This is a genomic window from Pseudomonas sp. SP16.1 (genome assembly GCF_052682975.1).
This window is the reverse complement of record NZ_JBQYFZ010000001.1, coordinates 3,356,140-3,382,264: the sequence shown is the minus strand read 5'-3', so window position 1 is coordinate 3,382,264 and position 26,125 is coordinate 3,356,140. Positions and strand designations below refer to the sequence as shown.

The following is a 26,125-nucleotide window of genomic DNA, read 5'->3' as shown; positions in this document are numbered from 1 at the left end:
TAAAGACCTTAGGTTGTCGAAATGACCGCTAACCCGCTGCTGCAGACCCTGATCCCGCTGGTCGCCGACCTGTCCCGCGAACTGGACGACGGCGAGCGCTACCGCCGCCTGCTCACCGCCTTGCGCCAGCTGCTGCCCTGCGACGCGGTGGCGCTGCTCAAGCTCGAAGGCGAGCAGCTGGTGCCGCTGGCGGTCGAAGGCCTGAGCGCCGACACCCTCGGGCGGCGCTTCAAGATCGGCGAACATCCGCGCCTGGCGGCGCTGCTCGAGCATCGCGGGCCGACCCGCTTCGCCGCCGACTGCGGCCTGCCCGATCCCTACGACGGGCTGGTCGAGGGGCTGCACGGTCATCTCGAGGTGCACGACTGCCTCGGTTGTCCGCTGTACCTGGACGACCAGCTGTGGGGCCTGCTGACCCTGGATGCGCTGGACCCGGCCAGCTTCGGCCGCGCCGACCTGGACAGCCTGGACGCCTTCGCCAGCCTGGCGGCGGCCACGGTCAAGGCCAGCGAGCGGATCAGCGGCCTGGCCCGCCGGGTGGAGGCCGAGCGCCAGCTCACCGAGCTGTACAAGCAGGCCCGTCAGCAACCGCGCGAGCTGATCGGCCAGAGCGCCGCGCTGCGCAAGCTGCAGGGCGAGATCCGCTTGGTCGGCGACAGCCCGCTGACGGTGCTGATCACCGGCGAAACCGGAGTGGGCAAGGAGCTGGTGGCCGAGGCCATCCATGACGCCTCGCCGCGCGCGCAGCGGCCGCTGGTCAGCCTCAACTGCGCGGCGCTGCCGGAGGCGCTGGTGGAGAGCGAGCTGTTCGGCCACGTGCGCGGCGCCTTCTCCGGCGCGCTGAGCGAGCGCAGCGGCAAGTTCGAACTGGCCGACGGCGGCAGCCTGTTCCTCGACGAGGTGGGCGAGCTGCCGCTGGCGGTGCAGGCCAAGCTGCTGCGCGTGTTGCAGAGCGGCCAGCTGCAGCGGCTCGGCTCGGATCGCGAGCACCGCGTCGACGTGCGGGTGATCGCCGCGACCAACCGCGATCTGGCCGCCGAGGTGCGCGCCGGACGTTTTCGCGCCGATCTCTATCATCGTCTCAGCGTCTATCCGTTGCCGGTGCCGCCGCTGCGCGAGCGCGGCCGCGACGTGCTGCTGCTGGCCGGCTACTTCCTCGAACAGAATCGCGCGCGTCTCGGGCTGCGCAGCCTGCGCCTGAGCAGCGAGGCGCAGAAGGCGCTGCTGGGTTACGACTGGCCGGGCAATGTGCGCGAGCTGGAGCACCTGGTCGGCCGCGCCGCGCTCAAGGCGCTGGCGCGCCACGAGGAGCGCCCGCGGATTCTCAGCCTGGAGCCGCAGGATCTCGACCTGCCCGCCGCCGCGGCGAGCACCCCGACGCCAAGCGAAACACCGGCCGTTGCGCTACCGGAGGGGCAGGACCTGCGCGGCGCGGTGGACGCCTTCCAGCGCCGGCTGATCGAACAGTGCCTGGCCCGCCACCAGGGCAAATGGGCCGATGCCGCGCGCGAGCTGCAGATCGACCGGGCCAACCTCAGCCGTTTGGCCAAGCGCCTGGGCATCAGGTAGGGGGTAGGCACAAGGCTTGTGTAGGAGCCGTGCCCCGCGGCGAATGCGATCGAGCCAGCGGCGCAGAAGCAAAGGCTTCGCCCCGAGGCGGGGCTCCCACAGTCGGTGCCGCGTTGCATTTGATTAAAGGCGAAACACCAGCGCCTTCAGCCCGCTCTCGGCCGAGATATCGGGAAACTCCGGCGGGTTGTCCAGGCGCCGCGCAAAATGCAGCTGCGGTGCCTCTGCGGCCATGCCCTGAATCAGGAAGTCCGGGCCGATATCCGGATCGTTGACACAGGCCAGGACGGTGCCGGGCTCGTCGAGCAGCTCGGGCAGGCGGCGCAGGATCTTGCGGTAGTCCTGGGTGAGGGCGAAGCTGCCCTTCTGGAAGCTCGGCGGGTCGATGATGATCAGGTCATAGGGCCCGCTCTTGCGCACCTTGCCCCAGGACTTGAACAGCTCGTGGCCGAGAAACTCGACCCGGGCGAGGTCGTGGCCGTTCAGGCGATGGTTCTCACGCCCGCGCGACAGCGCGGCGCGGGCCATGTCCAGGTTGACCACCCGCTCGGCGCCGCCGGCGATGGCCGTCACCGAGAAGCCGCAGGTGTAGGCGAACAGATTGAGCACGCGCTTGCCGGCGGCCTGCTCGCGCACCCACTGGCGACCCAGGCGCATATCGAGGAACAGCCCGCTGTTCTGCTTGCTGCCCAGGTCCAGCAGGTAGTGCAGGCCATCCTCGACGATCGGCCATTGCGCCTGCGCCTCGCCGGCCAGCCATTCGCTCTCGCTGCCCTGCACGTAGCGGTGCTGGACCAGCAGGCCGCGCGCGCCGCTGGCCTGCCATTGCGGCGTATCCAGCAGCTCCAGCAGCAGCGGGCGCAGGGCCGCATCGGGCTCGCGAAACAGCATCACCAGGACGATGCCCGATAGCCAGTCGACGGTGATCTGCTCCAGGGCCGGCCAGCAGCGGCCGCGGCCGTGGAACAGGCGGCGGGTTTCGGCGCCCGGAGGGTGCTCCAGCGCCTGCAGCAGATGCTCGCGCAGGGTGGCGAGGGCGCTGTCAGTCATCGCGGGTCAGCACTTCCAGCAGCTCGATCTCGAAGCTCAGGTCGGAGTTCGGCGGAATCGAACCCACGCTGCGCTCGCCATAGCCCAGGTGCGCCGGCACCCGCAGCCTGCGCTTGCCACCGACCCGCATGCCCATCAGGCCCTGGTCCCAGCCCTTGATCACCCGGCCGGTGCCGATCACGCACTGGAACGGCTTGCCGCGCGCGTAGGAGGAGTCGAACTCGCTGCCGTCGGCCAGCCAGCCGCGGTACTGGGTGGTGATCAGGGCGCCCTTGACCACGGTCTTGCCGTCGCCCGGCTGCAGGTCTTCGATGATCAGCTCGCTCGTCATGTCGGCTTTCCACTCTGGTGTCGGTTCTGGCTGGCCTGCACGGCGCGCTGCGCGGGCACGCGCAGCTGGGCCAGCAGGTAGTCGGCGAAGGCCGGATCGTAGTCCTGCAGGGCGATGGCCCCGGCCATGCAGCTCAACCAGCTCTCGGCCAGGGCCTGGTCGATCGGCCACTGCGCATGGAAGCTGGGGATGCTGATGCTGCCGTACTTCTCGGCAAACAGCCGCGGCCCGCCGAGCCAGCCGCTGAGGAAACAGGCCAGCTTGTCGCGCGAGGCGCTCAAGTCGGCCGGGTGCAGGGCGCGCAGGGCCGCGGCCTCGGGGCGTTCGTCCATCAGCCGGTAGAAGTCGTCGACCAGCCGGCGCAGGCCATCGATGCCGCCGGCCGCCTGGTAGGAGGCATCGAGGGTGCCGTAGGGAGGTGTGCTGCTCATTGCGCCGCTCCGCCAAAAGGGCGCCATTGTATATCCACCCGGCGCGGCGGTGGACCCGCGCTACTTGGCCCGGCCGGCGAACTTCTGAATCAGCTGGGTGGGACCGGAGACGATCAGCAGGTCGCCGGGCAACACGCGGGTACTCGGCGTGGCGTGCTGGAAGTCCTGGTTGGCGCGCTTCAGGCCGACCACGGTGATGCCATGCTTCTCGCGGATGGCGGCCTCGGCCAGGGTGGCGTTGAAGCTGAACTCGGGGGCCTTGGTCTTGGCGATGGCGAAGCCGTCCTCGAACTCGATGAAGTCCATCAGCCGGCCGGTGATCTGGTGCGCCACCCGCTCGCCCATGTCCGCCTCGGGGTAGACTACGTGGTGGGCGCCGCTGCGCTGGGCGATCTTGCCGTGCTCGGGAGTCAGGGCCTTGAGCCAGATGTCCTGGATGCCCAGTTCGGTCAGCGCCATCAGGGTCATCAGGCTGGCGGCCAGGTCGGTGCCGATACCGACGATGGCATGGTTGAAGTCGGCCACGCCGAGCTGGCGCAGGACCATCACATTGGTCGAGTCGGCCTGCACGCAATGGGTCAGCAGGTCGGCCCAGGCGTGCACCGGCTCGGCATCGCGGTCGATGCCCATGACGTCGTGGCCGAGACGCATCAGCGAGTGCGCAACCGAGCCGCCGAAACGGCCCAGGCCGATCACCACCACGCTGTCGCCCTTGGAGAAGGCGAATTTCTCGGTGAACAGAAAGTTAGCCAACGATGGGGTGCTCCTCTGGATAACGATAGGGCATGCGGTGCTCGCCCAGGGCCAGGGATGTGGCCAGGGTGATGGTGCCGACCCGGCCGGCGAACATCAGCAGGGTCAGGGTTCACTGGCTGGACTCCGGCAGGCTGGCGGTGATGCCGGTGGACAGGCCGACGGTACCGAATGCCGAGATCACTTCGAATATGACCTGGTCGGTCGGTATCTCGGTATTGCGCAGGATCACCAGGGTGCCGAGCACCACCATGGCGCTGCCCAGCACCAGCACGGTGATGGCCTGGCGTTGGGCTGAGTCGCTGACCCGGCGACCGAAGGCTTCGGTGTCGCTGCGGCCACGGATCTCGGCGACCACCAGCAGCAGGAGCACGGCCGCCGTGGTGATCTTCACGCCGCCCGCCGTGCCGGCGCTGCCGCCGCCGACGAACATCAGGAAGTAGTGGATGGCCCAGCTCTCATGGGGCAGGGCGCCGATGTCGATGGAGTTGAATCCGGCGGTGCGCGCCGACACCGAGGCGAAGGCGGCCGACAGCAGCTTGTCGCCCAGCGGCATGGCACCGAGGGTGCGCGGGTTGGCCCACTCGGCCAGCAGCAGGGCGAGGAAGCCGCCCAGCAGCAGGAGCGCCGTGCCGCTCAGGGTCAGCTTGGTGTGCAGCGACCAGTGGCGCGGGTCGCGCAGCCGGTTGCGCAGATCCTGCAGCACCGGAAAACCGATGCCGCCGATGACGATGGCGGCCATCACCGGGGTCAGGATCAGGCCGTCGCCGGCGTAGCCCACCAGGCTGTCGGCGTGGATCGAGAAACCGGCGTTGTTGAACGCGGATACCGCATGGAACAGTCCGCTCCAGGCCGCCTCGGCCCAGGGCAGGCCGTGGCCGCGGACTGCCCGTCGGCGCTGGCGTGCGGCAGCATCAGCAGCAGCGTGCCGGCGACGATCACCGCGAGAAACAGCAGAGCCACGGTGCGGCTGGGATGCAGGGAGGCTTTCATGCGATGGCGGCTGGCAGGTGCGAGTGGGAGGGCAGGCAGGATGGGGCGAGAGCCTGGGCGCATGCTGGCAGCTATTCAACCCGCGATCCGCCTGGAACGGCGCCGCGGCGGGGGCAGGCGTACCGGCGCCGACTGACTGGGCAGCCGGCAGCCCATGAGCCGCCGCGGCCAAGTAGAATCGCGGCTATCGAGTTTCGAGGTCGTTCGGGTGGCAGTGCAGCAGGGTTTCGTTCTGAGTCGCCACTGGCGCGATACGCCGCAGGGCACCGAGGTGGCCTTCTGGTTGGCCACCGATGCCGGCCCGAGGCAGGTGCGTCTGCCGCGGCAGGAGTCGGTGGCCTTCATCCCCGCCGAGCAGCGCGCCTGGGCCGAGCCGCTGCTGGCCGGCGAGCAGGGCGTCGAACTGCGCGAACTGGCGCTGCGCGACTTCCGCCAGCGCCCCGTGCTGGGCCTGTACTGTCGCCAGTACCGCCAGTTGCTGCAGCTGGAGAAGAAGCTGCGCCAGGTCGGCGTGGACGTCTACGAGGCCGATATCCGTCCGCCGGATCGCTACCTGATGGAGCGCTTTATCACCGCCAGCGTGGTCTTTGAGGGCGTCGAGCAGCCGGACGGCAGCCTGCTCTGCAAGTCGCTCAAGCCCGCCGCTGATTACCGCCCGGCGCTGCGCCTGGTGTCGCTGGACATCGAGACCAGCGCCCGCGGCGAGCTGTACTCCATCGCCCTGGAGGGCTGCGGCCAGCGCCAGGTGTATATGCTCGGCGCGGCGGATGGCGAGGACGCCGATGTCGACTTCGACCTGGAATACTGCGACAGCCGCAAGGCCCTGCTCGAGCGGCTGAACGAGTGGCTGGCGCGCTTCGATCCCGACGCCATCATCGGCTGGAACCTGGTGCAGTTCGACCTGCGCGTGCTGCGCGAGCATGCCGAGCAACTCAAGGTTCCGCTGCGCCTGGGGCGCGGCGGCGACGTGCTGGGCTGGCGCCAGCACAACAGCAGCCAGCACTACTTCGCCGAGGCGGCCGGACGGCTGATCATCGACGGCATCGAGGCGCTGCGCTCGGCGACCTGGAGCTTCCCCTCGTTCAGCCTGGAGTCGGTGGCGCAGACCCTGCTCGGCGAGGGCAAGGCGATCGACACGCCCTACGCGCGGATGGACGAGATCCAGCGCATGTTCGACGAGGACAAGCCGGCGCTGGCGCGTTACAACCTCAAGGACTGCGAACTGGTCACGCGCATCTTCGCCCACACCGACCTGCTCGCCTTCCTGCTCGAACGCTCCAGCGTCACCGGCCTGGCCGCCGACCGCAGCGGCGGCTCGGTGGCGGCCTTCACCCACCTGTACCTGCCGCCGATGCACCGCCTCGGTTTCGTCGCGCCGAACCTCGGCGACATCCGCGGCGAAAACAGCCCCGGCGGCTTCGTCATGGATTCGCGTCCCGGCCTGTACGACTCGGTGCTGGTGCTGGATTACAAGAGCCTGTATCCGTCGATCATCCGCAGCTTCCTGATCGACCCGGTGGGGCTGGTGGAAGGGCTGCGGCAGCCGGACGATGCGCATTCGGTCGAAGGCTTTCGCGGCGCGCGCTTCTCGCGCAGCCGGCACTGCCTGCCGGCCATAGTCGAGCGCGTCTGGCAGGGGCGCGAGGCGGCCAAGCGCGACGGCAACGCGGCGCTGTCGCAGGCGCTGAAGATCATCATGAACGCCTTCTACGGCGTGCTCGGCTCCAGCGGCTGCCGCTTCTTCGATCCGCGCCTGGCCTCGTCCATCACCCTGCGCGGACACCAGATCATGAAGCGTACCCGCGAGCTGATCGAGGCCGAGGGATATGCGGTGATCTACGGCGACACCGACTCCACCTTCGTCTGGCTCGGCCGCGCCCACGACGAGGCCGAGGCGGCGCAGATCGGTCGCGCGCTGGTGGCAAGGGTCAACGCCTGGTGGCGCGAGCATCTGGCACAAGAGTTCGGCCTCAGCAGCGCGCTGGAGTTGCAGTTCGAGACCCACTACCGGCGCTTTCTGATGCCCACCATTCGCGGCACCGAGGAGGGCAGCAAGAAGCGCTACGCCGGCCTGGTGCGCGAGGCCGATGGCGGCGAGCGCATGGTGTTCAAGGGCCTGGAGACGGTGCGCAGCGACTGGTCGCCGCTGGCCCAGCGCTTCCAGCAGGAGCTGTACCGCCTGGTGTTCGCCGGCCAGCCCTATGAGGATTACGTGCGCGACTACGTCAAACGCACCCTGGCCGGCGAGCTGGACGAGCTCTTGGTCTATCGCAAGCGCCTGCGCCGGCGCCTCGACGACTACCAGCGCAACGTACCGCCGCATGTGCGCGCCGCACGCAGCGCCGATGAACACAACCAGCGCCTCGGCCGGCCGCTGCAGTACCAGCGCGGCGGCTGGATCAGCTACCTGATCACCACCGCCGGGCCGCAGCCGCTGGAGCGGCTGCAATCGCCCATCGACTACGAGCACTACCTGAGCCGCCAACTCAAGCCGGTGGCCGACGCCATCCTGCCCTTCGTCGGCGGCGACTTCGAGCGTCTGGTGGACGGGCAGTTGGGGCTGTTCTGAGCCCCTGAGCCGCCCCGGCCGGTCTATCCGCCACTATACGGGCGGCCCCGGCCTCAATAGTGCTTAGGGGCACCCTGCGCACCGTTGGCGCCGGAGGTCTGGTGCGCACGGCGCACCCTTGGCCCGGAGCACCGCTGAGACGGCCTCCAGCGGGCGGCACCCGCCTCAATAGGCTTCGAGTCGCGCCATGTCGCGCGCCAGGCGCCGCACCTCGGCCTCGTGGCTGGCGGCCAGTGCGGCGAAGAAATCGGACTCGGCGGGCAGGTTGGCCTCGTCCGCGCGATGGCGCCACATGTCCTCGAGGGGCTTGTGGATGGTCAGGGCGCTGCTCAGCAGACCGTCGAGGGTTGTGCAAGACAGGCCTGAGCTCAGGCGCGACAGCACCTCGGGGTGTGGCTGCTCGTCGAGCGAGCTGAACCAGGTGTCGAGCACATGACGGTGTTCGCCGTCGTCCTTGAGGTAGCGTGCCAGGCCGCGCTGCATCTGGTGCTCGTGCTCGGCCAGGTATTCCAGGGCCATGCGTTGACGCTCGTCCTCGGCTTGTTTGGCCATGGCGGCATATTGATGGGCGAGCCGCCGGTGGAAGTCGACGGCCCAGTCGACGATGTCGCGTACCTGCTGGAAGCGCATGGGGTTCACCTCGCTACGGTCTGGTCACGCCGCTTCGACCTCGCTCACCGCGCGGCTGCTGCTGACATTGCTGACATTGTCGCCCCCTCCGCGGGGCGCCGTTTGATCTCGATCAAGCGCGGCGCGTCCAGGGCTGTTCGGCCAGCGCCTGCTGGAGGAAGTCGCACAGCGCCTGGACCTTGAGCGATGAGCGCCGCGCGCGTGGATACAGGGCGTGGATTTCATCGTCGGTGGGCCTGACCTCGGCCAGCACCTGCACCAGCCTGCCGGCCTGCAGGTCGCGCTGCACGATAAAGCGCGGCAGCACCGCCACGCCCAGGCCGGCCAGGGCCGCGTCGCGCATGGCCTCGCCATTGTTGCTGGTGAAGCGCCCGTCGGGCGCCAGGGTCAGCGGGCGCTGGGGGGCGGCCGGATCGTCGAACGACCAAAGCTGGCCGGCGCTCAGGTTGCAGTAGCCGATGCAGGAATGTTCGAGCAACTGCTCCAGGCGTTCGGGCGCGCCATGCTCGCGGATGTAGTCCGGGCTGCAGCACACCACCCGCGGGCTGCTGCCGAGGCGGCGGGCGATCAGTGCGCTGTCGTGCAGGCGCGAGATGCGCAGGCAGAGGTCATAGCCCTCGCGCTCGAAATCGCTGACGCGGTCGTCCAGCTGCAGCGCCAGCTCCAGTTGCGGATGCTGGCGCATGAACTCGGCCAGCCGCGGCGCCAGCCACAGCGTACCGAAGCTCATCGGCGCGAGGATGCGCAGGCTGCCGGCCAGGCTGCCGTCCTCGACGGCCACCGCTTCGGCGGCGCTGCGCAGTTCGGCCAGTGCTGCCTTGGCCTGCTGGTAGAAACGCTGACCGCTATCGGTCGGCGCCACCTTGCGCGTGGAGCGAAACAGCAGCTTGGCGCCCAGATGGCGCTCCAGATCGCTGAGGCGCTTGCTCACCACCGACTTGGCCACCCCCAGCTGCTGGGCGGCAAGGCTGACGCTGCCGAGTTCGGCGACGCGCAGGAAGGTCTCGATTTCCTGAAGATCCAGTTTCATGGGGCGACCGTGCAGGCTTGATCCAGTGTGCTGTTCAGCATAACGCCTCGGCGCGCGCTGGATTGTTCGGCTCAAGCGAAAAGTCATTTCGCCGCGCGGCGGGAGGTCGAGGGCCGCGCAGGCAGCTAGGCTTTAAGTCCCCACCGTCGGGGGTGACCCTCTCTCTTTCACTGGAGGCTACGTCATGTCTTTTACCTACAAGCGCCTGAACAAGGACGACGCCGTCGTGCTGCTGGTCGACCACCAGGCCGGCCTGCTCTCGCTGGTGCGCGACTACACGCCGGACGAGTTCAAGAACAACGTGCTGGCGCTGGCCGACATCGCCAAGTTCTTCAACCTGCCGACCATTCTCACCACCAGTTTCGAGAACGGCCCCAACGGACCGATCGTGCCCGAGCTCAAGGCCATGTTCCCCGATGCGCCCTATATCGCCCGGCCAGGACAGATCAATGCCTGGGACAACGCCGATTTCGTCAAGGCCATCGAGGCCACCGGGCGCAAGCAACTGATCATCGCCGGGGTGGTCACTGACGTGTGCGTGGCCTTCCCGACCCTGTCGGCGCTGGAGGCCGGCTATGAGGTGTTCGTCGTCACTGACGCCTCGGGCACCTTCAACACCAGCGTGCGCGACGCCGCGCTGATGCGCATGGCCCACGCCGGCGCGCAGATGCTCAACTGGTTCAGCGTCGGCTGCGAGCTGCACCGCGACTGGCGCAACGATATCGAGGGCTTCGGCGGCATCCTCGGCGGCCACCTGCCGGCCTACGCCAACCTGATCCAGAGTTATAGCCAGAAGTGACGCAGCTGGCCCGTCGGCGCATGCCGGCGGGCCGTGCACTTCCTACGCACTGCCCAGTGCCGTCACAGGTTGGGCTTGCCGCCGGCGGCTGTCGAGGTGACGTTCAGTCCGGCGATGAGGAAACCCGCTTCCTCATCGGCCCGCGGGCAGTGTTCGATGCCTCTGGGAACCACGAACATCTCACCGGGCAGCAGGTCGATCGTGGCTTCGCGCAGCTGGATGGTCAGGCAGCCGTAGCAGACGATGAACAGTTCGTCCTGATCCTCGTGCTTGTGCCAGCGGGTCTCGCCGACGCCCTTGGCCAGCTTGATCAGTTGCCCGTTGGCTTCGCCGACGATGCGCTGTGACCAGTGCTCGTCGATCCGGGCCAGTTCGTCCAGCAGGTTGACCTTGTGCATGGTGGTATCCCCTCACTTTATGCCGGCCGTTCTCAGGGCTGCCGGCACGAACTCGGCCTTGGCTGCCCGGAATCCGAAGGAGACGGGTTTGCCGGCGTTGTACAGCAGGCCCATCACCAGGTAGCGGTTGCTGTTGAAATCATAGATGGCCTCGGCGGCGTACCAGGGGGTGTCGGCGTAGTAGTACTGCACGTGGAAACCCTCGGCGAAACGCCACAGGGAGCCACGGCTGTCGTAGTGCTCGGCCAGGGCGATCTGCCAGGTGTCCTCGTCGATATAGAAGACCCGCTTGGCATAGACGTGGCGCTGACCTTCGCGCAGGGTGCCGACCACCTTCCAGACCCGGTGCTTCTCGTAGCGCAGCAGCTCCGGGTTGAGGTGGCCCTTATGGATCAGGCGTGCGGAGTCGAGATTCTGATCGGTCAGGCGATGGTTGTTGTAGGGAATGTAGAGCTCCTGCTTGCCCTCCAGCCGCCACTCGTAGCGGTCGGGCGAGCCCGAGTACATGTCGACGTTGTCCGAGGTGCGCAACCCGTCCGCCGCCGTGCCGGGGCCGTCATAGGCGACCTGGGGGGCGCGGCGCACGCGGCGCTGGCCGGCGTTGTAGAGCCAGGCCAGACGCGGCTGTTGGTACTGGTCGACGGTCTCGTGGACCAGCAGCATGTTGCCGGCCAGGCGGGCCGGAGCCACGACTTCCTGCTTGGCGTAGATCATCACGTTGGCGTCGAGCTCTGGGTCGAAACCGTTGAGGTTTTCCGGCCATACTGCGCGCTCTTCGATCTGCACTTCGTTGAACGAGCCGCTGGCCTGGGTCACAACCTGAGTCTGCGACCTGAAAAGGCTGCCACCGCGGTAGCGCATGAAGTGGTTCCACAGCACCTCCAGGCCGTTCTTCGGGGCGGGGAAGGGGTAGTAGCCCCGGTAGCCGGTCACGCCATTGCCATCGGGCGTCAGGCGGGCGCTTTCGCGGTTGCGGCTGGCGGCCTGGTACACGGCCTCGGGGACGGCGGCGGTACGGCGCGTCTGGTAGACGTTCAGACGGTAGCCATCCGGATTGCGCCGCAGCTGTTCGATCTGGCCGGGGCTGAGGTGCTCTTGATACTGCTGGTAGTTGCTGTGATCGATGGTGAATGCGATGGGATCACCGGCAAAGGGGTCGACGAAGCCGCTGGCGATGTCGGCGGCCGCCAGGGGCTTGCGGTAGCCGCCCTGCCAGGCGGGGATGGAGCCGTCGGCGCTGCCAGCCAGCTCGGCGCCCAGCGGCGTGGTTGGGGAAGCCTGGGCGGCGGGATGCAGGGCGAGGCCGAGTACGAGGAGCAGAGGCAGTCGGGTCATGATCATTGTGCCTCGGCGGCCAGTTGCAGGCGGGCATGGGTGGTTTCCAGCTGGTGTTGCGCACCTTCGGCGCCCAGCGTCCGGGCCTGGAGGAACCAGCTGTGGGCGTATTCGAGGGCGGGCAGGCCGTCGGGGCCGCTGGTGGCGGCGGCGAGGTGGCACTTGCCGATCTCCAGCGCCAGGGTCGCGGTGACGCTGCCCGACTCCAGTTCGTTGGTGATGCACGGGCTTTCCGACTGGGCCAGGACCGCGCTGCTGGCGATGAGCAGGCCGACGATGAGGAGCTGCTTGAGCATGATGGGGATACCTCGAATCAAGGGTTGAGGTGTGGTTCTATGATGGAACCATGCGAGATTGAAATTAGGTTCTATAATGAAACCTGTCAAGCGCTTTGCGCCGGGTTTCTTTCGTGGCGATCTGGAGGTTTACAGAGTGGAAAGGCTCACGTTCGAGGATCGGAATTGCTCCATCGCGCGTTCGCTGGATGTGCTGGGCGACTGGTGGAACGTGCTGATCGTGCTGGAGTGCATGTGGGGCTCCAGCAAGTTCGACGAGTTTCAGCGTAACCAGGGGATCTCCAAGGGCATCCTGTCCAAGCGCCTGAAGCTGCTGCAGGAGCACGGCATCCTCAGCAAGCGCGTGGTCGGTGGTGGCACGGAATACAAGCTGACCGAGAAGGGACTGTCGCTGCACGTGATAGTGGTGGCCATCCTGCAGTGGGGCGACCGCTGGAATCCCCTGCCCGAGGGGGCGCCCGTGGTGGCGGTCAACCGCAGCAGCGGCGCTCCGGTGGCACCGCTGCAACTGTTCGACATCGAGGGGCGGCCGGTGGGTATCCGCGACCTCGGGTTGCTGCCTGGCCCCGGCGCCAACGCTAATACCCGCCGCCGCCTGGAGGAGCTGGCACAGCGACAGCTGGCGCGGGCGAGCTGAGCCTGGCCGCGCTGCTGGTTTCCTTGATCTAGGTCCGATGCGCTGCCGTCGAGCAGTCTTCCAGGACGGCGACCTCGTCGACGGCGCGCTTGGCGGGCCGCAGGAGATGGGGGCGAGCTGCGGCTTGCGCAGATCGTGCAGCCCACTCGTCGTGGGTAAGAACAGGGTGCTGCTGATGGCGCGGAAACCGCCGAGGTCGGCGCCAACCTGCGGCCCGGGTCAATCTGGTCAGGCATGATCCAGAGCCGTTGCCCTCTTTCCCCCGACCCTCTGCCCCGTTCAGGGCGGAGGTTTCTGGATGTCATTCGCATAGCTGAAGGCTATGCATAACATAATAAATATACATTTGATAAATGCGAGGTGCAGGCTGATTCTTGGGGCGCGGCGGTGACCAGCTGGTCATCCAGTGCGCGGTGAGACTGGCGGCGGGTGATGGCCGTTTCACCGCGAACCACGACTCCAGAGGACAACAAGATGAATAAGACTCTCCGCTCCCTTCTGCTCTGCGCCGGCCTCGGCCTGCTGCCCTTCGCGGCCGCCCAGGCGGGCGAGGGCAAGACCCTGCGCCTGGCCACCGAAGGCGCCTACCCGCCGTTCAACTACTACACCGCCGACGGCAAGCTGGCCGGCTTCGATATCGAGATCGGCCAGGCCCTGTGCCAGCGCATGCAGGTCGAGTGCAGCCTGGTGGCCCAGGACTGGGACGGCATCATTCCGGCACTGCTGGGGCGCAAGTACGACGTGGTGATCGCCTCGATGTTCATCACCGAGGAGCGCCGGCAGAAGGTGGCCTTCAGCGACCCCTACCAGAAGTCGGCGATGACCTTCGTGGTGGCCAAGGACTCCGACCTCACCGACTTCAGCCCCGCCGCCTTGGCCGGCAAGACCATCGGCGCCCAGGGCGCCACCACCCAGGCCGACTACCTGATGGCCATGTTCCCGGACTCCGACGTGCGCCTGTACCCGACCCAGGACGCGGTGAACCTGGACCTGGCCTCCGGGCGCCTGGACGCCCAGGTCGGCGACATGATCCCGATGCTCGACTGGACCCTGAAATCCGAGGACGGCAGTTGCTGCCGCCTGGCCGGCGCGCCGATCAGCGACCCGAAATACGTCGGCGAGGGCGTCGGCATGGCCCTGCGCAAGGAGGACGAGGCGCTGCGCCAGCAGCTCAACGAGGCGCTGGCCGCGATCATCGCCGACGGCACCTACCAGGCCATCAACGACAAGTACTTCTCGGTCAACCTGCTGACCCTGGAACGCTGACGCCGCGCGCGAAAGAGGATTGGTTATGGACTGGCTCACCTACCTGAGCTTCGGCGACGCCGGCTGGGGCGATGAATTGCTCCAGGGCCTGGGGGTGACCCTGGCCCTGGCCCTGGCCACCCTGCCGCTGGGCCTGCTGCTGGGCCTGGCGGTGGCGGCCCTGGCGCTGTTCGGCGGGCGCGCGGCGCGCAGCCTGGCGCTGGCCTTCAGCACCACGCTGCGCGGCCTGCCCGAGCTGCTCACCCTGTTCATCATCTACCACGGCGTGGGCATGGGGCTGAATGCCTTGCTGCACTGGCACGATCCGGCGGCCGGCCATCTCGAGCTGAGCCCCTTCGTCGCCGGGGTGCTGGCCCTGGCGCTGGTCTTCGCCGCCTATTCCAGCGAGGTCTGGCGCGGCGCCTGGCAGGCTCTGGATGGCGGCCAGCGCGAGGCAGGCGAGGCCATGGGCCTGCGCCGCCTGACCATCTTCCGCGTGATCGAGCTGCCGCAGCTGCTGCGCCTGGCCCTGCCGGGCCTGGGCAACCTGTGGATCAACCTGCTCAAGGACACCGCCCTAGTCTCGGTGATCGCCCTGAGCGATCTTATGCGCATGGCCAATATCGCCGTGGGAGCGACCAAGAAGCCCTTTCTGTTCTTCCTCGTGGTGTGCCTGGCCTACTGGCTGGTGTGCCTGCTCTGCGAATACCTGCTGGGCCGTATGGAGCGTCGCGCCAATCGCGGCCAGCGCATGGGAGGGGCCGCGGCATGATGGATATCCTTACGCGTTTCTCCGCCCAGCTGCTCTCCGGCGCCGGCCTGACCCTGCAGCTCACCGCCATCGCCGCGCTGCTGGCCTGTGCCCTGGCGCTGCCCCTGGCGATCGCCCGCTGCAGCGACTGTGCGCTGCTGCGCTGGTCGATCCGCCTGTTCGTCTCGTTCTTCCGTGGCACGCCGCTGCTGGCCCAGCTGTTTCTGGTGTACTACGGCTCGGGGCAGTTCCGCGCCGAGCTCAATCAGCTGGGGCTTTGGTGGTTCTTCCGCGACCCCTACTACTGCGCGCTGCTGACCTTCGTGCTGAATTCCACCGCCTACCAGGTGGAGATCCTCCGCGGCGGCCTGCGTGCGGTGCCCCACGGCCAGGTCGAGGCCGCCGTGGCCATGGGCCTGTCGCGCTTCGACCGGTACCGCAAGGTGATCCTGCCCAATGCCTACCGCATCGCCTTTCCGGCCCTGGGCAACGAGATCATCCTGCTGCTCAAGGGCAGCGCGGTGGTCAGCGTGATCACCCTGTTCGACGTGATGGGCCAGACCCGGCGCATCTTCTCGCAGACCTTCGACCTGTCGGTGTACCTCTGGGCCGCCGTGCTCTACCTGCTGATGACCAGCGCCTTCGTCTGGTTCTGGCGTTGCCTGGAGCGCTACCTGACCCGTCACCAGCGCCTGCGCCAGGCGCCCGCCACCCTCACTGCGCCCGCCGCCAAGCGGGTATCCGCCGGAGTGTCCCCATGAGCAACGCCGCCTTGCAGGTGCAGGACCTGTACAAGACCTTCGCCGGTATCGAGGTGCTCAAGGGCGTCTCGCTGACCGCCCAGAAGCACGATGTGATCAGCATCATCGGCTCCAGCGGCTCGGGCAAGAGCACCCTGCTGCGCTGCCTGAATCTCCTGGAGTTCCCCGACAGCGGGCGCCTGCGGGTACAGGGTGAGGAGCTGGAACTGACCCCCAATCGCCATGGTGGCCGTTCGCGGCGCTGCCAGCGGCAGATCGAGCGGGTGCGCTCGCGTCTGGCCATGGTCTTCCAGTCGTTCAACCTGTGGTCGCACATGACCGTGCTGGAGAACGTGATGCTCGGCCCCTGCCTGGTGCTGGGGCGCAACCGCACCGATGTGGAGGCCCAGGCCCGCAAGCTGCTGGCCCGGGTCGGCATGCTGGAGAAATGCCAGATGTACCCCGACTGCCTGTCCGGCGGGCAGAAGCAGCGGGTGGCCATCGCCCGCGCCCTGGCCATGGACCCGGAGGTGATGCTGTTCGACGAGCCCACGTCGGCCCTGGACCCGGAGCTGGTGGGCGAGGTGCTCAAGGTCATCCGCGAGCTGGCCGAGGAGGGCCGCACCATGATCATGGTCACCCACGAGATGCGCTTCGCCCGCGAGGTGTCGACCCAGGTGGTGTATCTGCACCAGGGCCGCATCGAGGAGCAGGGCAGCCCCGAGCAGCTGTTCAGCGCCCCGCAGTCGGACAACCTGCGGCGCCTGTTGGCGACCCAATAAGCCGGCGAAGCCGGCTATCCGGTGCGCCGCAGGGCGCCCCGAAGAAACTTTTTCTACTGCCTTGTATGAGTGAGTGATCGCCATGACCGACGTCGTCTCCCTATATCCCTGGAAAAGACCGCAGCACCTCGACAGCGCCCACAACCGCCTGCTGATCGACGGGGTGGACGCCGTCGAGCTGGTCGAGCGCCATGGCTCGCCGCTGTTCGTCTACTCGGAAAGCCGGCTGCGGGAAAACGCCTGGGATATCCTGGGCAACTTCCGCCGGGTGCACGCCAACACCCGGGTCTGCTTCGCCAGCAAGGCCTGCGCCAACCTGGCGGTGCTCAAGGTCTTCAAGGACTGTGGCCTGGATCTGGAGGTCAACTCCGGCGGCGAGTTCTACAAGGCGCAGATCGCCGGCTTCGCCCCGGCGCAGATGGTGTTCAACGGCGTGGCCAAGCAGGTGCATGAACTGCGCGAGGTGATAGGCGCCGGGATCAAGGCGATCAATGTCGACTCGCTGTCGGAGCTGACGCGCATCCTCGCCGTGGCGACCGAGCTGGGCCGCCAGGCGCGGGTCAGCCTGCGCATCATCCCGGAGATCCAGGGCGGCGCCGCCGCTGGCTGGCAGACCGGCACCTCGGCGTCCAAGTTCGGCATGACCGCCGCCGAGCAGAGCCAGGCCATCGAACTGATCCTGGCCCAGCCCGAGGCGCTGAAACTGGTCGGGGTGCATGCCCATATCGGCACCCAGATCACCGATATCGCGGTGTACCAGGCCGAGGCGCAGTTTCTGATCGACTACGTGCGCCAGGTGGCCGAGCGCCTGCCCTATCCGCTGGAGCATCTGAACCTGGGCGGCGGCTTCCCGAAGAACTACAGCAGCGCCGAGGCCAACTTCGACAGCGTGGCGCCGCACTACCGCTCCAACTACCGCACCCAGGTGGACTTCGCCCAGCTCGCCGAGCAGCTGATCAAACCGGTGTCACAGGCCCTGGGTGAGCAGATCGAGCTGATCGTCGAGCCGGGGCGCAGCATGGTCAGCGACGCGGCCATCCTGCTCACCCGCATCGAGGCGCACAAGCAGCGCCAGGGCCGCCCGGTGTTCTACCTGGACGCCGGCTACAGCGTGCTGTTCGACCTGTACAACGGCTGGTACTTCCATATGCTCAACGCCTCCCGCGCGGAGGACCGCGACACCCACCTGTGCCGTATGGCCGGGCCGCTATGCGACAGCAGCGACACCTACTACGACATCGAGGGCGAGGGCGCGGTGGCCGACCTGATCGCCGAAGAACCCAAGCTGGCCGAGCACCGCGCGGTGTTGGAGCGGGTTCTGGTGCACCAGCCCAACCTGCGCGAACTGCCGGCGGCCACCGCCCTGGGCGACGTGATCGCCCTGCTCGATGTCGGCGCCTATGCCCTGGAGATGATGAGTCAGTACTGCGGTCGCCAGTCCGCCGCCGCGGTGCTGGTGGATCTGCAGCAGGGCAGCCGGCTGATCCGCCGCCGCGGCGAGTACCGTGACCTGCTGGCCCATGATCTGGATTGAGCGGTGCGCCGAGGGCGGTAGGGGGCACCGTGCGCACCAGCGTCGGTCGCGGATTGCCGGCGCACGCGGCGCACCCTGCGAGGTTCGATGGCCTTATGGCCTTGCGCCAGGGCGCCTGGGCGGTGCACTGTTGCCCCCGGAGTGGCCGGGATGACGGCCTGCCTGGGAGAACTCTCGATCATGCTGTCGCCCCGCGAGCGCCTGTTGCGCAACCTGGACTGGAACCTGCTGTACACCTTTCTGGTCATCGTCGAGGAAAGCAGCATCACCGGCGCCGCGCGCAAGCTGTCGCTCAGCCAGCCCAGCGTCAGCAATGCCCTCAAGCGCCTGGAAGAACACTTGGGCATGCGCCTGATCCAGCGCAAGAAGGGCATGTTCTCCCTGACCGAGCAGGGCTTGCGGGTCTACGAGTACATCTCCTCGGCCGGCAGCATCATCGGCAAGATGGCCGAGCAGTATGCTGGCGAGGCCGGCGCGGTGCTCGGCGAGCTGCACATCCAGGTGGCCAGCCACGTCAGCTGCCAGCCCTTCGACGACAGCCTGAGCGAGTTCCATCGCCTTTATCCCAACGTGCTGATCAGCCTCAGCTCCCAGCCCAGCGCCGACATAGTCGACGCGGTGGCGCGCGGCAGCCTGCACATCGGCATCAGCAACAAGAAGACCGCGCAGACCGGCCTGCACTTCGACCTGCTCGGCTACGAACAGATGGCCTTCTACTGCGGCCCGCGCCACCCGCTGTTCGGCCGCGAGGGGCTGACGGCGGCAGATATGCGCGGGCTGGCCTATGTCTCCTTCGAGAGCGACCAGCCCGGCGAGGGGCTCAGCGCGGTCAACTCGGTGCGCACCGAGCAGCAGTTCTGGGGGCGCCTGGTGGCGGTGTCGCCGAACGAGGAGGAGGTGCGCCGGCTGATCCTCGCCGGCCTCGGCTTCGGCGCGCTCACCGTGGAGGGGGCCAAGCCCTATGTGGCGCAGAAGCAGCTGTTCCAGTTGCCGCCCTACGACGTGCTGCCGGTCAACGAGGTGTACCTGGTCACCCCGGAGAACCAGCTGCTGACGGATGTGGAGCAGCTGTTCATCGGCCTGTTGCGCGAGGCCACGGTGGCCTCGGTGCGGGCGCGCTATTTCAGGTAGGGTGCGCCGCGCGCACCAATGCCTCGCAACGACCGGTGCGCACGGCGCACCCTACGGCCAACCTCAGGCGCAGCGCCGATAGGCGGATGCAGCACGAAGTTCAACGAAAAAAGCGAAGCCCCTGGGCTTCGCCTTTTCCGTCGTCGCCTCAGTGCCTGCGCGGCACCGGCTTGAGCAGCTCGTCCGGCGGCATCTCGCATTGGATCTTGCGGCCGATCAGTTCCTCGATCGGCGGCAGGGCGAAGGCGTCGTCCTCGCCGGCGAAGCTGATCGAGGTGCCGCTGCTGCCGGCGCGGCCGGTGCGGCCGATGCGGTGCACATAGTCGTCCGGGTCCTCCGGCAGGGTGAAGTTGATCACGTGGCTGATGGCGTCGACGTGGATGCCACGGCCGGCCACGTCGGTGGCCACCAGCACGCGGATATGACCGGCGCGGAAACCCTCGAGCACCTTGATGCGCTTGTGCTGCGGCACGTCGCCGGACATCTGCGCGGCGCTGACGCCGTCGCGGGTCAGGCGCTCCTCGATGCGGCGCACCTCGTCCTTGCGGTTGGCGAAGACCATCACCCGGTCCCAGGCGTTCTGCGTCACCAGGTTGTAGAGCAGCTTGTACTTGTCGCTCGAGGCGACGGCGTAGACGTGCTGCTCGACGGTATCGCTGGCGACGTTCTCCGGCTCGATCTCGACGATGGCCGGGTTGACCGTCCACTGCTTGGCCAGGTTCATCACGTCTTCGGTGAAGGTAGCGGAGAACAGCAGGGTCTGGCGCTCGCCCTTCATCGGCGTCTGGCGGATGATCTGGCGCACCTGCGGGATGAAGCCCATGTCGAGCATGCGGTCGGCTTCGTCGAGGACCATCACCTCGACCATGTCCAGGTGCACCTCGCCGCGCTGGTTGAAGTCCAGCAGGCGGCCCGGGGTGGCGACGAGGATGTCGCAGAAGCGCGATTCGAGCTGCTTGAGCTGCTTGTCGAAGTCCATGCCGCCGACGAACTGCATGACGTTGAGGCCGGTGTATTTGGTCAGGGCTGCCGCGTCCTTGGCGATCTGCACCACCAGTTCGCGGGTCGGTGCGATGATCAGCGCGCGCGGCTCGCCCATGTAGCGTTCCTTCGGCGGCGGGGTCTGCAGCAGCTGGGTGATGATCGAGATCAGGAAGGCCGCGGTCTTGCCGGTGCCGGTCTGGGCGCGGCCGATGGCGTCCTGGCCCTTGAGGGTGTAGCCCAGCACGCCGGCCTGGATCGGCGTGCAGTAGGGGAAACCCAGATCATGAATGGCATGCATCAGCTCGGGGGCGAGCCTGAAGTCGTGGAAGCGGGTCTTGCCCTCCATCGGCTCGACCACGAAGTCTTCCAGCTTCCAGGTGTCCACCGGCTTGGCCGGGCGCTCGCGGCGCGGCTTGTCGCTCTTGGCCGGACGGGCGGGACGTTCCTCGCTGGTCGCCGCACTGGCGGCAGCGGCCTCCGGCTGGCGCGCAGGCTTGGGCTTGCGACTGGTTTTTTCCTGATCGCCGGCCTGGGGCTGGGCGGGCGCTACGGGCGCGGTGGCCGGTTGGGGCAGGTCGCCTTCGGCCTTGCCGAACATTTTCTTGAGTGCTTTGAGCACGGGCTTCTCATCGATTGGTTAAGGAGTGAACGCCCGCCAGTGTAATGCAAGACGCGGGCGTGGCGAAGTGCTTCGCGGGCTCCCTGTCAAGAGGCGCGTGGCCTATCGCTCATTCGCGTGGCAGGCTGGCCAGCAGCAGGCGCTGGACATTGCCGCCCATGATCGCGGCGATCTCCTCGGCGGAGAAGCCGGCGCCCTGCAGGCCTTCGGTGAGCTGGGCCAGGCCGGTGACGTCGAACGGCGTGTGCACGGTGCCGTTGAAGTCCGAGCCCAGGGCCACATGCTCGACGCCGACCAGATCGACGCTGTAGCGGATGGCTTTGACTATGGCCGCCACCGAGGTGTCGCACACCGCGGTGCTCCAGTAACCGATGCCGATCACCCCGCCGCTGGCGGCGATGGCCTTCATATGTCTGTCGCTGAGGTTGCGCGTGCCGGGGCAGGTGCCTTCGACGCCGGTGTGCGACACCAGCACCGGGCGCGTGGCCATGGCCAGCACGTCGTCGATCAGCGCCCGCGAGGCGTGGGCCAGGTCCACCAGCATGGATTTCTCTTCCAGACGGGCGATCACCTGGCGGCCCAGCGGGGTCAGTCCGCCCTTGTCCAGGCCGTGGGCCGAACCGCCCACCTCGTTGTCGAAGAAGTGGGTCAGGCCGGCGATGCGAAAACCGGCGTCGTACAGCGCATCGACGTTCTCCAGCCGGCCCTCGATGGGTTGCAGGCCCTCGGTGGCGAGCAGGGCGGCGAGCCGCTGCGGGTCTTGGTTCCAGGCCTGGATAAAGGCCTGCAGCTCGCCCCGGTTGCGGATCAGCACCAGGCGCCCGTCGCTGCCGGCGGCGGCCTCGCGCAGCTTGCCGGCCTGGTACAGCGCGCGCTGCAGCAGGCTGTTCCAGGTCGCGCGCGGCCAGCGCTGGGCCATGGCCAGCAGGGTGATGTTATCGCTGTCGGCCGCGTTGCGCTCCATGTTCAGTCCGCGTGGAGTCTTGGTCACGGTGGAGAACACCTGCAGGCCGAGACGCCCTTCGAGCATGCGCGGCAGGTCGGAGTGGCCATAGTCGTAACGCTTGAGCAGGTCGCGTTCCCAGAGCAGGGCGTCGTCGTGCAGGTCGGCGACGAACAGCCCCCGGTGCAGTCGCTGCGCGCTGGCGCTGGCCGGATAGGGCGGCGGCGAGGCGACGCTGTTCAGCTGCGCATCGAGCACCTGGGGCAGGCCGAAGAAGGCGAGGGCGGAAAGCGGAGCGAGCAGGAGCAGGGCGATCAGCAGTTTGCGCATAAAGGGTGGCCATCCAGGCGTGTTGTTATGTGCGGCACCCTACCCCAGGGTGCGCGGTGCGCACCAGGCCTGACCGCCTGGCCTGCAGACGGGCCGGGAAAACCTGGGGCGGCAATCTCCTCATGGCATCCGGTTTGGCCGGCTCCTGCGACAGGGTCTGGCTAGCCGTAGAGGCAGTTGCGGCCCTGCTGCTTGGCCTGGTACAGCGCGGCGTCGGCGCGGGCGATCAGGCTTTGCAGGCTGTCCTGGTGGCGCATCTGTGCGAGGCCGAGGGAGATGGTCACCCCCGGCAGCACGCCGACCGGCGAGTAGAAGGCGCCGATCTGCTCCAGGCTGCGGCGCAACCGCTCGCCGATACCGCGCGCCTCCTGGTCGGCGATCTCCGGCAGGAGGACGACGAATTCCTCGCCGCCGAAACGCACCAGGCTGTCCTTCGGCCGCAGCTGATTGCGCAGGGTATGGGCGACCAGGCACAGCGCATAGTCGCCGGCCAGGTGGCCGTGCTGGTCGTTGTAGGCCTTGAAGTGATCGACGTCCAGCATCAGCAGCGACAGCGGCTGCTCATTGAAGGCGCAGCGCGTGCTCTCGCGCTCGAACACGTGCTCCAGCCAGCGGCGGTTGAAACTGCCGGTGAGGGTGTCAACATTGGCGTTCTGTTCGCTGTCGAGGATCAGCCTGTTGCCCTGGCGGACCCGGGCGCAGAGCAGTTCCAGCAGGTTCTGCATCAGCTGCGGGGATTGCCGGAACAGCGCGATCAGCGACTCGCGATGCAGGCGCAGCACGGTGGAGGGCCGTTCGGCGACCACGTAGGCACTGGGATGCTCGTTGTCGATGAAGCTGATTTCGCCGGCGCAATCGCCGACTTCCAGGGTGCTGACCGGCTGGTTGTCCAGCGAGCCGAGGTACACGCGCAGCCGGCCCGCGATCAGCAGGTAGAGGTGCTGGTTGCGGTTGAAGGGGGAGAGCAGGACTTCGCCGGCCTCCAGTTCGCAGGCGCGGAATTCCTGCAGCAACTGGACGAGGCTGCTGGTGGCGACCTTGTGGAACAGCCGCAGTTTGCCGAGTTGCTGCAGGTCTGCCTGCCAGTGCGCCAGCTTCATTGCAGCTTGGCCGGCGCTGGCGGGGCATCGAGGCCGGATGGCATCGCAAACACTCCTTGTCGTTTTCGCGAACAGCGCCTCGACATTATTCCCGGGGCGTGCGCCTGGCAATGCTCGGCCAAAGTTCGGCCGACCGGCGGTTATGGGCGAGGGCCAAGCTGTCGAACGGCGCGCATCCGTGCGCGGTATCTTCAGTCAGGCGCATGGATATGGTGGCCGACGGCGAAGCCGGCCAGGCGCTGGGCCACGGCATCGGCCAGCGCAGCGTCGCGGCGCGGCAGGTGGACGTGGGCGAGTTGACCCGCCCGGTCGTCGCCGAGCACCTCGACGCGAATCGCCGCATCCAGTTCGGCCAGCGCCGCCTGGTAGGCGCGGGCGATGGCGTCGAAGCGCAGCGCCGGCTTGAACGTCTTGCCCACCGCGGTCACCGGGATGGCGTCGATGATCCAGGCGTCCTTGGGCACCGCGGCGCGCTCGGGTATATGCGACGCGGCGTGCGCCAGCAGCTCGGCCTCGCTGGCCTTCGCGCCGGGCTTGAGCTGGACGTAGACCACCGGCAATTCGCCGGCCTTCTCGTCGGGCTTGCCGACTGCGGAGGCCAGGGCCACGGCCGGGTGCTTGTGCAGCGCCTCCTCGATCAGCTGCGGGTCGATGTTGTGGCCGCCGCGGATGATCAGGTCCTTGCTGCGGCCGGTCAGCCAGATATAGCCCTCGCCATCCATGCGACCCAGGTCGCCGGTGTTGAACCAGTCACCGTCGACCCAGATGCCGGCGTTCTTGCTCGTTTGCAGGTAGCCCTTGAATACCGTGGCGCCGCGGATGCACAGGTTGCCTATCTCATCCGGTGCGGCATCCCGCAGGTACCGTCCCTGTTCGTCGAGCAGCTTGATGCTCACTTCGCAGTAGGGCATGCGCAGGCCGATGGAGCCGGGGCGGCGCTCGCCGGCCGGCGGGTTGGCGCAGCTGCCGCAAGTGCCCTCGGTGAGGCCGTAGCCTTCGATCAGGGTGAGGCCGGTCTTGGCCTCGAACTGGCGGATCAGCTCCACCGGCATGGGCGCGGCGCCGCACAGGGCGTATTTCAGCGAGCTCAGGTCATGGCCCGCGCTGGGCACCTGCAGCAGGCCAGCGTAGATGGTCGGCACGCCGCTGAAGAAGCTGACCCGGTGGCGCTCGATGATCTTCCAGAAATTGCCGATCAGCTTGGGGTTGCGGTAACCCTGCGGGGTGGCCAGCAGCACCTCGGCGCCACCGGCGAAGGCAGTCAGGCCGGTGACGATCACGCCGTTGACGTGAAACAGCGGCAGGCCGCACAGGGTCACGTCGCCGGGGCCGAAGCGGGTCACCAGGTTCATGCTGTAGGCCATCGCCACCTCGTTGCCATGGCTGTGCGGCGCCAGCTTGGGCGTGCCGGTGGTGCCGCCGGTATGGAAGTAGCTGGCGATGTCGTTCGACTGGATGACGCGCCCGCTTTCCAGGTGGTCGCCCGGGCAGGCGGCGATGCTCTCGTCGAAGTCCAGCACACCGTCCGGCAGCGGCCCGCGCTGGGCCCTGAGCGCGCTGCGCTGGGGCTCGGGCAGCAGGTTGGCCAGGTCCACGCAGAGCACCGCCTTGAGGCCCGGCAGGCGGCCGCGCAGGGCCTCGACCTTGCTCCACAGGTCGGTGCCGGGAAAGGGCGCCAGGGTCACCAGCAGTTCGGAGTCGGAGGCGTGGATCAGCTCGGCGATATGTTCGGGCTCGAGCAGCGGATTGATCGCGTTGACGATCCCGGCCGCTTCGCCACCCCAGATGGTGAAGTGGGTCTGCGGCAGGTTGGGCAAGAGAAAGGACACCGCCTTGCCCGGGCGCAGGCCCAGGCGGTGGAAGGCGTTGGCGGTCTGGGTGATCTTGCCCAGCAGCTCGGCATAGCTCAGGCGCAGCGGCTGTTCCTCACCGTCGCCCTGGAGGATGAAGGACAGCGCCGGCGCGTCCGGCTGGGCGGCCGCGCTGCGACGGATCAGCTCGTAGCTGCTGGGCGGCAGATCACGTTCGGCCAGCGGCGTGCTCTCGATCTGCTCGATGTCCTGCAGGGTGCGAATCAGGGGCGCTGTCGTCATGCGTGTAGCTCTCCGTTAGGTCAGAGGGTATCTGCAGCTTGTTTGGCGTGAAGCCGGGCCATCGAATCGCGGTGACGCCGAGAACCGTTGGTGCGCACGGCGCACCCTACCGATCAGTCGGCGAACCGTTGGCTCAACCAGGCGGCGATATCGCGAATCTCCTCCGGCAGCACTTCGTGGGCCATCGGGTAGTCGCGCCATTGCACCGGCACCCCGCAGGCGTGCAGGCGCTCGAATGCGGCGCGACCCATGGCGGGCGTCACCACGTCGTCGAATCTGCCATGCAAACAGAGCACCGGCAGTTGTCTTTTTGTATCCGTCAGCCGCATGTCGTCGCCGAAGGTCGGGGCATAGGTCGACAGCGCCAGCACCCCGCCGAGCGCCTCGGCATGGCGCAGGAAGGCGGTATGCAGCACCACCGCGCCGCCCTGGGAGAAGCCGGCCAGGACGATGCGATTCGGTGCGATGCCGCTTTCGCGCTCGGCCTCGATCAGCGCGATGACCTGCTGCGCCGATTCCTCCAGCTGGTCGCGGTCGATCGCGCGCGCCGGGCTCATGGCGAGAATGTCGTACCAGCTCGGCATGCTCCAGCCGCCATTGATGGTCACCGGCCGGGTCGGCGCCTGCGGCAGGACGAAGCGGGTGGTGGGCAGGTTTTCCTGCAGGGCTTCGGCGACCGGGAGGAAATCGTAGCGGTCGGCGCCCAGGCCGTGCAGCCAGATTACGCTGGCATCGGCGGCTTGCGGGGGGTGCAGGATCATGGGTGCGGTCATTGGTAGCTCCAGTGTGGTGCGCCCGCTTCGAATTGGGGCGGCACCCTTTTCGAGGCTTGGCTAATCTGTGAATAACTTGTCGCACGGGCGCAACTTTTGCTCTTGACCCTTCCGTATCCTGCATTTTGCATGATGCTGGTACGGGCCTTGCTATGGCTGACCCCAACTGACGACGCGTGCGGCAACGGTAACACTGTGCCATCGCCGCATGCTCAACAGGCAGGAATCTGCTGCTAGGGTTCCTTATCAATTCGCCGGTGTGAATCTTTGCCCCGGCGG

At 67.7% G+C, this 26,125-nt stretch carries 25 protein-coding genes; 10 read left to right on the top strand and 15 right to left on the bottom strand.

The window, feature by feature from the left end:
* The first annotated feature begins 21 nt into the window (after positions 1-21).
* Positions 22-1,569, top strand: coding sequence for a nitric oxide reductase transcriptional regulator NorR (norR, locus tag ACUTAF_RS16175; protein ID WP_445580917.1), 1,548 nt, complete (start codon positions 22-24; stop codon positions 1,567-1,569).
* Between the two features lie 123 nt (positions 1,570-1,692).
* Here norR and ACUTAF_RS16170 read toward each other — a convergent pair whose 3' ends face one another.
* The 5 genes from ACUTAF_RS16170 to ACUTAF_RS16150 form a co-directional block, all read right to left on the bottom strand.
* Positions 1,693-2,619 (bottom strand): class I SAM-dependent methyltransferase, encoded by a 927-nt coding sequence (locus tag ACUTAF_RS16170; RefSeq protein WP_445580916.1) that lies wholly within the window; start codon positions 2,617-2,619, stop codon positions 1,693-1,695.
* The gene (locus ACUTAF_RS16165; RefSeq protein WP_445580915.1) at positions 2,612-2,950 is read right to left on the bottom strand and encodes an FKBP-type peptidyl-prolyl cis-trans isomerase; all 339 of its coding nucleotides are present in this window, start codon (positions 2,948-2,950) and stop codon (positions 2,612-2,614) included. Before ACUTAF_RS16165 ends, ACUTAF_RS16170 begins: the two co-directional genes overlap by 8 nt.
* Positions 2,947-3,381, bottom strand: a complete 435-nt coding sequence (locus tag ACUTAF_RS16160) for a group II truncated hemoglobin (protein ID WP_445580914.1) — start codon at positions 3,379-3,381, stop codon at positions 2,947-2,949. The genes ACUTAF_RS16165 and ACUTAF_RS16160 overlap by 4 nt, the downstream gene beginning before the upstream one ends.
* Before the next feature lie 60 nt (positions 3,382-3,441).
* Positions 3,442-4,134, bottom strand: coding sequence for a potassium channel family protein (locus ACUTAF_RS16155; RefSeq protein ID WP_445580913.1), 693 nt, complete (start codon positions 4,132-4,134; stop codon positions 3,442-3,444).
* A 112-nt stretch (positions 4,135-4,246) separates the two neighbouring features.
* Entirely contained in the window at positions 4,247-5,206 is a 960-nt protein-coding gene (locus tag ACUTAF_RS16150; RefSeq protein ID WP_445580912.1) for a potassium transporter TrkG, read from the bottom strand.
* Positions 5,207-5,335: 129 nt separating this feature from the next.
* On the opposite strand from ACUTAF_RS16150, the gene ACUTAF_RS16145 reads away from it, so the two are divergent.
* Positions 5,336-7,696 carry a DNA polymerase II gene (locus ACUTAF_RS16145; RefSeq protein ID WP_445580911.1) on the top strand — a complete coding sequence of 787 codons (2,361 nt, stop codon included), beginning with the start codon at positions 5,336-5,338 and terminating at the stop codon, positions 7,694-7,696.
* Positions 7,697-7,861: 165 nt separating this feature from the next.
* On the opposite strand, the gene ACUTAF_RS16140 is transcribed toward ACUTAF_RS16145, so the two are convergent.
* Together ACUTAF_RS16140 and ACUTAF_RS16135 are read right to left on the bottom strand one after the other, a co-directional pair.
* Complete coding sequence (locus ACUTAF_RS16140; protein ID WP_445580910.1) at positions 7,862-8,326, bottom strand: hypothetical protein; 465 nt, start codon at positions 8,324-8,326, stop codon at positions 7,862-7,864.
* 112 nt (positions 8,327-8,438) lie between these two features.
* Positions 8,439-9,356: a LysR family transcriptional regulator gene (locus tag ACUTAF_RS16135; protein WP_445580909.1), complete on the bottom strand. Its 918-nt coding sequence runs from the start codon at positions 9,354-9,356 to the stop codon at positions 8,439-8,441.
* Positions 9,357-9,540: 184 nt separating this feature from the next.
* Between ACUTAF_RS16135 and ycaC the strand changes: the two genes are divergently transcribed.
* A complete protein-coding gene (gene ycaC, locus ACUTAF_RS16130; protein ID WP_273258215.1) occupies positions 9,541-10,155 on the top strand; it encodes an isochorismate family cysteine hydrolase YcaC in 615 nt (204 codons plus the stop codon).
* A gap of 62 nt (positions 10,156-10,217) precedes the next feature.
* Here the strand turns inward: ycaC and ACUTAF_RS16125 are convergent, their stop codons facing one another.
* From ACUTAF_RS16125 to ACUTAF_RS16115, 3 genes are read right to left on the bottom strand one after another with little or no spacing between them, the layout of a single operon-like run.
* Positions 10,218-10,553: a cupin domain-containing protein gene (locus ACUTAF_RS16125; protein ID WP_445580908.1), complete on the bottom strand. Its 336-nt coding sequence runs from the start codon at positions 10,551-10,553 to the stop codon at positions 10,218-10,220.
* A gap of 12 nt (positions 10,554-10,565) precedes the next feature.
* Positions 10,566-11,888 carry a DUF1329 domain-containing protein gene (locus ACUTAF_RS16120; protein WP_445580907.1) on the bottom strand — a complete coding sequence of 441 codons (1,323 nt, stop codon included), beginning with the start codon at positions 11,886-11,888 and terminating at the stop codon, positions 10,566-10,568.
* A gap of 2 nt (positions 11,889-11,890) precedes the next feature.
* On the bottom strand, positions 11,891-12,184 hold the full coding sequence (locus ACUTAF_RS16115; RefSeq protein WP_445580906.1) for a hypothetical protein: 294 nt from the start codon (positions 12,182-12,184) through the stop codon (positions 11,891-11,893).
* Between the two features lie 136 nt (positions 12,185-12,320).
* Here ACUTAF_RS16115 and ACUTAF_RS16110 point away from each other — a divergent pair, with 136 nt between their 5' ends.
* From ACUTAF_RS16110 to ACUTAF_RS16080, 7 genes are all read left to right on the top strand, one after another.
* A complete protein-coding gene (locus ACUTAF_RS16110) occupies positions 12,321-12,821 on the top strand; it encodes a winged helix-turn-helix transcriptional regulator (RefSeq protein ID WP_445580905.1) in 501 nt (166 codons plus the stop codon).
* A gap of 474 nt (positions 12,822-13,295) precedes the next feature.
* Positions 13,296-14,087 (top strand): ABC transporter substrate-binding protein, encoded by a 792-nt coding sequence (locus ACUTAF_RS16105; protein WP_445580904.1) that lies wholly within the window; start codon positions 13,296-13,298, stop codon positions 14,085-14,087.
* A gap of 25 nt (positions 14,088-14,112) precedes the next feature.
* Entirely contained in the window at positions 14,113-14,838 is a 726-nt protein-coding gene (locus ACUTAF_RS16100; protein WP_445580903.1) for an ABC transporter permease, read from the top strand.
* Positions 14,835-15,578 carry an ABC transporter permease gene (locus tag ACUTAF_RS16095; RefSeq protein WP_445580902.1) on the top strand — a complete coding sequence of 248 codons (744 nt, stop codon included), beginning with the start codon at positions 14,835-14,837 and terminating at the stop codon, positions 15,576-15,578. The genes ACUTAF_RS16100 and ACUTAF_RS16095 overlap by 4 nt, the downstream gene beginning before the upstream one ends.
* Positions 15,575-16,339: an ATP-binding cassette domain-containing protein gene (locus ACUTAF_RS16090; protein WP_445580901.1), complete on the top strand. Its 765-nt coding sequence runs from the start codon at positions 15,575-15,577 to the stop codon at positions 16,337-16,339. Before ACUTAF_RS16095 ends, ACUTAF_RS16090 begins: the two co-directional genes overlap by 4 nt.
* Before the next feature lie 82 nt (positions 16,340-16,421).
* Positions 16,422-17,873: a diaminopimelate decarboxylase gene (gene lysA, locus ACUTAF_RS16085; RefSeq protein WP_445580900.1), complete on the top strand. Its 1,452-nt coding sequence runs from the start codon at positions 16,422-16,424 to the stop codon at positions 17,871-17,873.
* Positions 17,874-18,023: 150 nt separating this feature from the next.
* Positions 18,024-19,004, top strand: coding sequence for a LysR family transcriptional regulator (locus ACUTAF_RS16080; protein WP_445580899.1), 981 nt, complete (start codon positions 18,024-18,026; stop codon positions 19,002-19,004).
* A gap of 148 nt (positions 19,005-19,152) precedes the next feature.
* On the opposite strand, the gene rhlB is transcribed toward ACUTAF_RS16080, so the two are convergent.
* From rhlB to ACUTAF_RS16055, 5 genes are all read right to left on the bottom strand, one after another.
* Positions 19,153-20,607 carry an ATP-dependent RNA helicase RhlB gene (gene rhlB / locus ACUTAF_RS16075; RefSeq protein ID WP_445580898.1) on the bottom strand — a complete coding sequence of 485 codons (1,455 nt, stop codon included), beginning with the start codon at positions 20,605-20,607 and terminating at the stop codon, positions 19,153-19,155.
* A 109-nt stretch (positions 20,608-20,716) separates the two neighbouring features.
* A complete protein-coding gene (locus tag ACUTAF_RS16070) occupies positions 20,717-21,880 on the bottom strand; it encodes a dipeptidase (protein WP_445580897.1) in 1,164 nt (387 codons plus the stop codon).
* Positions 21,881-22,041: 161 nt separating this feature from the next.
* Positions 22,042-22,980, bottom strand: coding sequence for a GGDEF domain-containing protein (locus ACUTAF_RS16065; protein ID WP_445580896.1), 939 nt, complete (start codon positions 22,978-22,980; stop codon positions 22,042-22,044).
* Between the two features lie 191 nt (positions 22,981-23,171).
* On the bottom strand, positions 23,172-25,073 hold the full coding sequence (locus tag ACUTAF_RS16060) for an acyl-CoA synthetase (RefSeq protein ID WP_445580895.1): 1,902 nt from the start codon (positions 25,071-25,073) through the stop codon (positions 23,172-23,174).
* A gap of 113 nt (positions 25,074-25,186) precedes the next feature.
* Positions 25,187-25,846 carry an alpha/beta hydrolase gene (locus tag ACUTAF_RS16055; RefSeq protein ID WP_445580894.1) on the bottom strand — a complete coding sequence of 220 codons (660 nt, stop codon included), beginning with the start codon at positions 25,844-25,846 and terminating at the stop codon, positions 25,187-25,189.
* Positions 25,847-26,125 lie beyond the last annotated feature (279 nt).